We start from the raw sequence: 4,315 nt of genomic DNA, 5'->3' as shown, positions 1-4,315 counted from the left end.
GCCTTCCGGGGCGGTGGGCAGCGAGGCGAACGTGGCGGGGGCGGACGGCGCGGGTTCGGCGGGGGCGCTCGCGGGCGCGGGCTCGGTCCTGCCGCCCTTGAACCGGCGGGCCCAGGCTCCTATGCCGCCGCGCCGGGGCATCTCCTGCTCCGGGAAGCGGCCGGGGTGCCCGGCGGAGGAGCCGGGCCGGGACGCGGCCCCGGCGTCGTCCGGGGCGTGGCGGTCGTGGTCGTGCCGGTCGCCCTCGGGGGCGGGCGCCGGGGTTTCCGGGGCCGGTGCCGGGGCGGCCGGGGCCCGCGCCACCCGCAGATGGCCCTCGCCGTCCGGCGTCGTCGGCAGCACCGGCGGACGCGCGCCGGAGGTGAGCCGGAGTGTCGACTCGCCGAGCCGCAGCAGGGCGCCCGGGGACAGCCGGACCGGGCGGTCGTGGACCTCCGCGCCGTCCAGCGAGGTGCCGTTGGTGGAGCCCAGGTCGGCCACCGCGACGCGGCCGTCGTCGGAGACCGTCACCTCGCAGTGCAGCCGGGACACGTCGGGGTCGTCGAGCGGGACATCGGCCTCGGCCGAGCGGCCGATCCGGATCGTGCCGCCGTGCAGCAGATGGACCCCGCCCGCGTCGGGCCCGGCGATCACCTGGAGCTGGGCGGGCACCGCGTCGTCCGCCGACTCGTCCTCGCCCGGTGCCTGGAGCGAGAGCACCGCCCCGTCGACGAGGGGCGGCTCACCGAGCGCGCACCGCTGCGCGTCGAGTCGTTCCCGGCCCGCGAAGAGCACCACCGCACCGCTGCCCAGGGAGCCGTCGGGACCGGCGACGGCCATCGCCAGGCCGGACGCGACGGCGGCCAGCGCCGTCCCCGCGGGGGCGGTGACCAGCACATCGCAGGCGCGCGCCGGGGTCTGGCCGCTGGGCGGCGCGAGGACGGTCAGCCGGATCTGCATCGCCGTCAGCGGTCCCTTCTGCGCGCGGTGCCGGCCGGAGGGACGCCCTGTGATTCCCCCCACCCGGCACGGACGCGTCGTCCGGTACAGGTTCGTCACGCACCGCGAGGCTCCCGACCCCGCAGTCGTGCTCCAGGCATCCTCGCATCCGCCACTGACAACACGCCCGGCGGTGACCACTAAGTGATCTTGAAAGGTCTGCTCTGGCCGCAAAAGTGCGGCATGACCGGTTCCCCGGACCGGCCTCCGGCAACCATCCGCCCGGCGTCCGCGTCCTCCCCTGTGACCGGTGCGCGCGGGAAGCGGGGAGCGCACACCGGGGAGTCATCGGTGAGCAGAGGGTATACATCCGGGGATTGCGGACAAACGGGTAACCTTCCCGGCCCGGCCGGCCTCTTCCGTACAGCCTCTAGAGTGGGCCGGAAACTCCGGGGGCACCCGGGGACCGCAAGCACCACGACCAGCAGGGAGCGCATGACGTGCGGCCGGTAGGCAGCAAGTACCTGCTCGAGGAGCCGCTGGGACGCGGCGCCACGGGCACCGTCTGGCGCGCCAGCCAGCGCGAGGCGGCGGGCGCCGAGGCGGCCGTGGCCGGCCGGCCCGGCGAGACCGTGGCCATCAAGGTCCTCAAGGAGGAGCTGGCCAACGACGCGGACGTGGTGATGCGGTTCCTGCGGGAACGCTCCGTCCTGTTGCGGCTGACCCACCCCAACATCGTGCGCACCCGCGACCTCGTCGTCGAGGGCGACCTCCTCGCCCTCGTCATGGACCTGATCGACGGCCCCGACCTGCACCGGTACCTGCGCGACAACGGTCCGCTCACCCCGGTCGCCGCCGCCCTGCTCACCGCGCAGATCGCCGACGCGCTCGCCGCCAGCCACGCGGACGGGGTCGTCCACCGCGACCTCAAGCCCGCCAACGTGCTGCTCGCCGACCCGGACGGCGAGATGCGCCCGATGCTCACCGACTTCGGCATCGCGCGCCTCGCCGACTCGCCGGGCCTGACCCGGACCCACGAGTTCGTCGGCACCCCCGCCTACGTGGCGCCGGAGTCCGCCGAGGGCCGCCCGCAGACCTCCGCCGTCGACATCTACGGCGCCGGCATCCTGCTGTACGAGCTGGTCACCGGCCGTCCGCCGTTCGCCGGCGGCACCGCTCTGGAAGTACTGCACCGGCACCTCAGCGAGGAGCCCCGCCGCCCCAGCACCGTCCCCGAGCCGCTGTGGACGGTCATAGAGCGCTGCCTGAGCAAGGACCCCGACCGCCGGCCCAGCGCGGAGAACCTGGCGCGCGGGCTGCGTACCGTCGCCGCCGGTATCGGTGTCCACGCGAGCTCCGCGCAGATCGCCGCCGCCGACGGGGTCGGCGCCCTGCTCGCGCCCGACCCGGCGCCCACCGCCGTCCCCGAGGTCCCCGGCGCGGCCGACCCGACCCAGGTGCTGCCCAGCAACGCGGGCTCGTACGACCCCAACGGGGCCACCAGCGTCCTGCCGCACACCGGCGGCCCCGGCGCCGGCCCCCAGGCCGACCCGACCGCGGTCCTGCCGCCCGTGCCGCCGCGCCCCGGCAGCGACCCGCGCCCCGAGGAACCGCACCCCTGGCAGTCCCAGCTCCGGGCCGCGCGCGACCGCAACGAGCAGACCCAGGTCCAGTACCTCGACCCCAGCCAGGACCCGCTGCGCCGCCGCCCGCAGCGCCAGCAGCCGCAGCAGCCGCCGCGCGACCGGCAGCAGTACCAGCAGCCGCAGCAGCAGTACCCGCAGCGGCAACAGCAGCAGTACCAGCCGCAGCCGCCGCAGCAGCAGTACCAGCCGCAGCGACAGCAGTACCAGCCCCAGCCGCAGCAGCAGGCGTACGCGCCGCCGCAGCAGCCCCAGCAGCCCGCGCAGCGCGCACCTCGCGAGCCGAGGCGGCGCAGCGCCAACCCGATGAAGATCCCCGGCCTCGGCTGCCTCAAGGGCTGCCTGTTCACGCTGGTGCTGCTCTTCGTGGCGAGCTGGCTGATCTGGGAACTGACCCCGCTGAAGGACTGGATCGGCACGGGCCAGAGCTACTGGCACGCGATCACCGACGCCGCCTCCACGGTGAAGGACTGGATGTCGAAGCTCGGCGGCAGCGGCAAGTGACCGGACGTCGTCCCGGCCGGGCGGACTCACCGCCCGGCCGGACAACTCTGTAGCTATATCGACTTCCGCGGACCAATTCCGAGGCAATTCGCCCGTAGAAGCGAAGGTTGGCGCCAACCACGGCACGCGGGCCCCCGATCGCCGCGTAACTTTGTCGACCGGGGGTTGTTGGGTCCATCGCCAGCCGCTGAGGGAGCAGTCTTGGCACGGAAAATCGGCAGCCGGTACACCGCCCACCAGATACTGGGGCGCGGCAGCGCCGGCACGGTGTGGCTCGGGGACGGCCCCGAGGGCCCCGTCGCCATCAAGCTGCTCCGCGAGGACCTGGCGTCCGACCAGGAGCTCGTCGGCCGGTTCGTCCAGGAGCGCACCGCGCTGCTCGGGCTGGACCATCCGCACGTCGTCGCCGTCCGTGACCTCGTGGTGGACGGCAACGACCTCGCCCTCGTCATGGACCTGGTCCGCGGCACCGACCTGCGCACCCGCCTCGACCGCGAACGCCGGCTGGCCCCCGAGGCCGCCGTCGCCGTAGTCGCGGACGTCGCCGACGGCCTCGCCGCCGCGCACGCCGCCGGGATCGTCCACCGCGACGTCAAGCCGGAGAACATCCTGCTCGACATGGAGGGGCCGCTCGGTCCGGGCAACGCCCACCCCGCGCTGCTCACCGACTTCGGCGTCGCCAAGCTCATCGACACCCCGCGCCGCACCAAGACCACCAAGATCATCGGAACCCCGGACTACCTGGCCCCCGAGATCGTCGAGGGCCTGCCGCCCCGCGCCGCCGTCGACATCTACGCCCTGGCCACGGTGCTGTACGAGCTCCTCGCGGGGTTCACGCCCTTCGGCGGCGGCCACCCCGGCGCCGTCCTGCGCCGCCATGTCACCGAGACCGTCGTCCCGCTCCCCGGCATCCCCGACGAGCTGTGGCAGCTGCTCGTCCAGTGCCTGGCCAAGGCCCCGGCCTCCCGGCTGCGCGCCTCCGAGCTGGCGGCCCGGCTGCGCGAACAGCTGCCGCAGCTGGCCGGCATCCCGCCGCTGGACGTGGACGAGCCGGACGAGGAGCCGGAGGCCCTGCAGGGCTACGAGGAGCAGCAGTACGCCCCGCCCGGCGACGAGCCCCGCAGGCGCGGCGCCGTCCCGCTGGTGCCGGGCTCGTCCCCGGACTCCAACCGCGACACCCACACGAGCATGCGCGTCCCGGCCCCCGACGAGCTGTCCGGCGGCCCCCGGGGCACCGCCCGCGCCCCGCG

General features: G+C 75.0%; 3 protein-coding genes. 2 read left to right on the top strand and 1 reads right to left on the bottom strand.

The window, feature by feature from the left end:
• Positions 1–939: FHA domain-containing protein (locus EAO73_RS36925; RefSeq protein WP_224756516.1), on the bottom strand; the 939-nt coding region annotated here is incomplete at its 3' end.
• A gap of 479 nt (positions 940–1,418) precedes the next feature.
• Between EAO73_RS36925 and EAO73_RS29735 the strand changes: the two genes are divergently transcribed.
• A complete protein-coding gene (locus EAO73_RS29735) occupies positions 1,419–3,065 on the top strand; it encodes a serine/threonine-protein kinase (RefSeq protein WP_147974630.1) in 1,647 nt (548 codons plus the stop codon).
• A gap of 201 nt (positions 3,066–3,266) precedes the next feature.
• Positions 3,267–4,315: serine/threonine-protein kinase (locus tag EAO73_RS29730; RefSeq protein ID WP_147975374.1), on the top strand; the 1,049-nt coding region annotated here is incomplete at its 3' end.

The organism is Streptomyces sp. col6 (assembly GCF_008042035.1).
In the GTDB taxonomy this organism is placed as follows: domain Bacteria; phylum Actinomycetota; class Actinomycetes; order Streptomycetales; family Streptomycetaceae; genus Streptomyces.
The sequence above is the reverse complement of the archived record's forward strand: the minus strand, read 5'-3'. Positions and strand labels throughout refer to the sequence as shown.